Origin of the sequence: uncultured Flavonifractor sp. (assembly GCF_944383115.1) — a bacterium.
In the GTDB taxonomy this organism is placed as follows: Bacteria; Bacillota; Clostridia; order Oscillospirales; family Oscillospiraceae; genus Flavonifractor.
In genome coordinates, this window is sequence record NZ_CALWOJ010000116.1 from 1 (window position 1) to 5553 (window position 5553).

Genomic DNA, 5553 nt, shown 5'->3' on the forward strand with positions numbered 1-5553 from the left:
GGTGGACGCGGTGTGCCGCTCCATTGAACAGGCATGGGCCGATGTGCTGGAGTGGTTCAGCTGGCCCATTCTGCTGGTATTCCTGCTGATGATCCCCCTGCTGTGGGCCCTCACCGGCAAGGTGAAGTTCACCTTCCCCCTGCCTGTGGTCTTTTCGGTCTTTACCTTTCTCCTCTTCGCCGCCCAGAACGCCCCCCACTTCTACGCTCTGGGGGAGGCCGGACCGGAGCGGCTGCGGAGCATTGTGTTTTATTCCTTCTTCTGGCTGGTGACCGCCAACCTGTGGTACTGGCTGGGCTGGATTCGCCGGGCAGTGCTGCCCCGGCTGGCCGGCGGGGAGAAGCTGCTGCGCCGGGCCTGGATCGCCGTGCCGGTACTGCTGATCCTGCTGGCCTTTACCACTGTCTACTACCGCTACTACGACATAAGCACGACCGGCCGGGCCGCCGCCGCCCTGGCCGACGGCTCGGCGGAATACTATTGGCAGCAGCAGGTAGACCGTCTGCCCCTGCTGGAGGATTCCACCGTCACCGATGTGGTATTGAAGCCTCTTGACGTGCCGGGCAACCTGTACCCGCTGCTCTTCAACGGTGATTTGAAGGAGGATCCCGCCATCTGGGTCAACCAGGCGGTGGCCAATTTCTACCACAAGACCACTGTACGCATCACCCCCTGACCCCGGAAGGAGATCTGACTCGTGGAAGGCAAGCAATTTCACATCCGTACTCTTATCATCGGTATTTTTTTGGCATTGCTGCTGGTCTGCTTTGCCTTGGTCCTCTATAACCTGCAAATCGTCAAGGGCGATGAATACCGGGCGGCCTCCACGGTAAAGATCGCCAACACAGTAACGGTGGAGGCAGCCCGAGGGGAGTTGCTGGATCGATACGGGCGCTCTCTGGTAGGCAACCGGGCCACCTATGAGATCACCCTCAATTCCTCTCTCATGGGGGCGGAGGCCCAGCGCAACGCCAATTTGCTGGAGCTGATCACCATCTGCCGGGAAAACGACCTGGAGTGGACCGACACCCTGCCCATCTCCAAGGACGCCCCCTTTACCTACACGGACGAAAACGCCCTGGTGTATACCAACAGCGAGGGGAAGGTCAAATTCAGCTATCTGGGCGCTCTGCTGGACACTCTGCCCCTGGGGGACAAGATCCTGCCCAACCGCTGGAGCAGCGACGACCTGGCCGCCGCTTCCAGCGTGAAGGCACTGGGGGAGGGCCCCACGGCGGAAGAGGTCATTGCCGGTCTGCGGCAGTACTTCCTGATCGACGAGTCGCTCTCCGACGCCGATGCCCGAGCCCTCATCGGCGTACTCTATGAACTCAATCTCCGCAGCCGGGACGTGAAGCAGACGGAATATATCTTCGCCCAGGATGTGAATATCGATGTGATCTCCGCCGTGAAGGAGCGGAGCCTTACCGGGATTAACATCTCCGCCACCACCGTCCGGCAGTACAACACCACCAGCGCCGCCCATCTGCTGGGCCGGGTGGGCCCTATCCAGACGGAAAACTGGGAGACCTACAAGGCAAAAGGGTACAATATGAACGACTCCGTGGGCATCGACGGGCTGGAATACGCCTTTGAGGACTACCTGCGGGGCAAGTCGGGCACCCTGATCCAGGAGATGAATACCAGCGGCAAGGTGGTCAGCGAGAACTGGATGGTGGACGGCGAGACCGGCGAGACGATGGAACCGGAACCGGGCAACCACGTCATGCTCACCCTGGATCTGCGACTCCAGGAGAAGGTGGAGGAGGTGCTGGCCAACACCATTGAAAGCCTGGCCGACACCAAGGAGAAGGGCGCCATTGTGGTGCAGAGCGTCAACGATGGCGGCGTTCTGGCCATGGCCTCCTATCCCACCTACGACCTGTCCACCGTATACAGCAGCAACGAGGCCTATCAGCAGGCCCTCAACGATCCCCGCAAGCCCTTTGTCAACCGGGCCACCAGCGAGATCTACTACCCCGGCTCCACCTTTAAGCCTCTGGTAGCCATTGCCGCCCTGGAGGAGGGGCTTGTGACCCCCACCGAGAAGATCCAGGATACCGGTTATCTCCAGCTGCCCGAGGAGGAACACTATCCCTACGGGGACTATCATCCCCAGTGCTGGATCTACCGCCAGTACCGGGGTATGCACGGCTGGGAGAACATGGCCGACGCCCTGCGGGACTCCTGCAACATCTACTTCTACACAATGGGCCATCGGCTGGGCATCGAGAAGATCGACGAGTATGCCGCCATGTTCGGCCTGGGCCAGAAAACCGGCCTGGAGCTGGGCGAGGCGGAGGGCTATGTGGCCGGGCCTGAGACCAGTAAGATGCTCAATCAGGAGTGGTACGGCGGCAATCTGCTCTCCGCCGCCATCGGCCAGGAGAACACCAAGATCACCCTGATCCAGCTGTCCAACTATATTGCCACCCTGGTCAACGGAGGCAACCGCTACCAGACCCACCTGCTCAAGACAGTAAAATCCAGCGATTTCTCCGAGACGGTGTATGAGTATGAGGCCCAGCCGGTGGAGACGCTGGATCTCAACCCGGAGTGGGTGGAGGCGGTGAAGCTGGGCATGTGGGAAGTGGCCAACGACCCGGAGAGTACGGTGGATCAGTACCTGAACAACCTGGCGGTGGAGGTGGGCGCCAAGACCGGTTCCGCCCAGGTGTCCGCCGACCAGAACGCCAACGCCGTGTTCGTCCTCTTTGCCCCCTATGACGATCCGGAGATTGTCATCTCCATGGTGGTGGAGGGCGGCGCGTCCGGCGCCAACCTGGCCAGTGCCGCCGGCGAGATCGTCAACTACTACTTCGGCAGCGAGCATACCATGGAATCCATCGGGACGGAAAATACGCTGATCCGCTGAAGGGAGTCTTTTGTTTGCTGGACCCAATGACCTTTGACAGCCGGGACATCCGGTATAAGCAGCCCTACGGGGCGGTGCCTGCCGGGACGCAAGTGTCCCTCGCTCTGCGCCCCCTCCGGTCGGAGGGGTTTTCCCGGGCGGTGTGCATTGCCTATTTTGAGTCCGCCCAGGAGCGGCGGCTGGAACTGCCCATGACCTGGGACGGCATCGACGGCGACCGGGACGTACTCAAGGTCACCCTGGACACCGGGACACATATAGGGCTCATCTGGTACTCCTTCCGCCTGGAAGGGCTGGACGGCCGGCGGGAGGAGCTGGGTCCCTATCAGCTGACGGTGTACGACGGCAGCGACCAGGTACCCGGCTGGTTCGGGGAGGGGGTCACCTACCAGATCTTCCCCGACCGGTTCCGCCGCACCAAAGTACCCGACCCCACCGGCATGCCCGGAGGCCGCACCGTCCACACCAGCTGGCGGGAGGAGCCGGAGTACCGGCCTGACGCCAACGGGGAGGTCCGCAACCGGGACTTCTTCGGCGGCGATCTGAAGGGCGTCACGGAAAAGCTGCCCTACCTCCACGATCTGGGGGTGGAGACCATCTACTTCTGCCCTGTGTTTGAGGCGCCGGAAAACCACCGCTACGGCACCGGTGACTATGAGAAGATCGACCCCATGCTGGGCACCGAGGAGGACTTCAAGGCTCTGTGCGACGCCGCCCACAAGCTGGGCATCCACATCATGCTGGACGGGGTGTTCAACCACCAGGGCTATGTGAGCCGCTACTTCAACGGGGACGGCACCTACCTGGAAAACGGCGCCTGCCAGTCCCAGGACAGCCCCTACTACAAGTGGTACAACTTCTCCCACTGGCCCGACCAGTACGAGTCCTGGTGGGGCATCTACTCCCTGCCCGCCGTCAACGAGGGGGAACCCTCCTACCGGGACTATATCTTCGGGGACGAGAACAGCATCGTCCGCCGCTGGCTGCGGGCGGGGGCGGACGCCTGGCGGCTGGACGTGGCCGACGAGCTGCCCGACGACTTTGTTCACGGCATCCACCAGGCCGCCCGTCAGACCAGCCCTGAGGCGGTGGTCATCGGAGAGGTGTGGGAGGACGGCTCCACCAAGATTGCCTACGGCGTCCGCCGCAAGCATATCCTGGGGGGCCACTGCGATGGGCTGATGAACTACCCCTTCCGCAACTCTCTGCTGAGTTACCTGATGGGTGGGGACGCCGTCCACTTCAAGAACACCATGGAGACCATCCGGGAGAACTATCCTCCCTTTGCCTTTCAATCCGCCATGAACTTCCTGGGCACCCACGACACCCCCCGCATCCTCACCCTGCTGGGCTACGGCGGGGACGGCCAGGACCACGACAAGGACTGGCGTGCCTCCTACTTCCTCACCCCCGAGCAGTACCTGCTGGGCCGCTCCAAGCTGATGCTGGGTGCCCTGGTACTCTTTGCCTTCCCCGGTTCCCCCATGATCTACTACGGGGACGAGGCGGGCATCGAGGGCTTTGAGGACCCCTTTAACCGGCGGACCTACCGCTGGGAGATGGCCGACGACGTACTGCGCCGTTGGTATACCAAGCTGGGCCGGGCCCGAAAGGAACTGCCCGCCCTGCGCCGGGGGAGCATCCGCTGGTGGAAGGCGGAGGGCAAGCTGCTCTCCTTCCTGCGGGAGGGGGAGGGCCAGCCGGTGCTGGCCGCCGTCAACGTGAACAAGGACCTGGAGCTGATGGATCTGCCCTGGCCTGCCAGGGACTGGATGACCGGTATGGAACTGCCCGCCGGACGGGTGGCTTTGCCCCCCATGACGGGGTGGCTGCTCACCCCCTACCGGCCGGGGACCTGATAAAATCAGAAACGGGCCTGCTGCATGTATGCAGCAGGCCCGTTTTGTTTATGTTAAATCAATGACCCAGTTCAGATCCCCATAGACCACATCATCTTTGGTGCGGACCATACCGCCTCCCGGACCGTCCCACCAGACATCATGCTCATAGACCAGCTTGACGGCCCCGATTTCCACCGCCACGATGGGTTCCTCTACCCAGCTTGGAGCTGCCGCCAGCTGGACGTTTACATGGCCGGAGACAAAGCTGCGGAAGCCCTCCCCTGCGTCGGGATAGCGGGTTCCGGAGGCCCCGATGAAGGTGACCTGATGGTGGAATAGCGCGGCCCCCGTCAGCAGCTGGCCGTCGTCGTTCTCCTCCTGGTGGGCGTATACCGACAGCTGCCGCCCGTCCTCGCTGACCAGGGCGGTGACGGTACCTTCCTCAAAGGTTCGGCTGTCCGCGTAGGCGGCCAGTGTCTCCGCCGGGGTAAGTTCCAGCGATCCGGTGCGGGACCCGCCCCCCTCCAGATCCAGCAGCTCATAGGTCACCTCCCGGGGCGTCTCCTCCGGCAACCGGTAGAGGAAGGCCATGTGGACCCGGGACTGGTAGCCTTCCTCCCGCCAGGCCACCTCAGGCCCCCAGTCCAGACCGGAGAGGGACATCCACGACTGGCCCTGGGGGGCAAAGCCGTTGTAGGGCAGCCACTGTGAGTAGACCAGGCACCCCTGCTCCAGGGGAGCGTCCCCGGCATAGACCTGCAGCTTCCGGGTGGCCAGCTGATGCTCTTCCAACTCCGGGCTCACCAGGTAGAGTTCCAGCAGCAGCCACTCCCCCTG

3 protein-coding genes and 1 pseudogene are annotated in these 5553 nt (G+C 62.8%); 3 read left to right on the plus strand and 1 reads right to left on the minus strand.

Annotated elements, in window-relative coordinates; genetic code table 11:
• From Q0K43_RS10100 to Q0K43_RS10110, 3 genes are all read left to right on the plus strand, one after another.
• A partial coding sequence (locus tag Q0K43_RS10100; protein ID WP_297290409.1) for a hypothetical protein occupies positions 1-676 on the plus strand: 676 nt, incomplete at its 5' end.
• A 21-nt stretch (positions 677-697) separates the two neighbouring features.
• The gene (locus Q0K43_RS10105; protein ID WP_297290410.1) at positions 698-2875 is read left to right on the plus strand and encodes a penicillin-binding transpeptidase domain-containing protein; all 2178 of its coding nucleotides are present in this window, start codon (positions 698-700) and stop codon (positions 2873-2875) included.
• Positions 2876-2889: 14 nt separating this feature from the next.
• Positions 2890-4734 (plus strand): glycoside hydrolase family 13 protein, encoded by a 1845-nt coding sequence (locus Q0K43_RS10110; RefSeq protein WP_297290411.1) that lies wholly within the window; start codon positions 2890-2892, stop codon positions 4732-4734.
• A 48-nt stretch (positions 4735-4782) separates the two neighbouring features.
• On the opposite strand, the pseudogene Q0K43_RS10115 reads toward Q0K43_RS10110, so the two are convergent.
• Positions 4783-5553 (minus strand): annotated as a pseudogene (locus Q0K43_RS10115) (hypothetical protein); the annotation flags it as partial.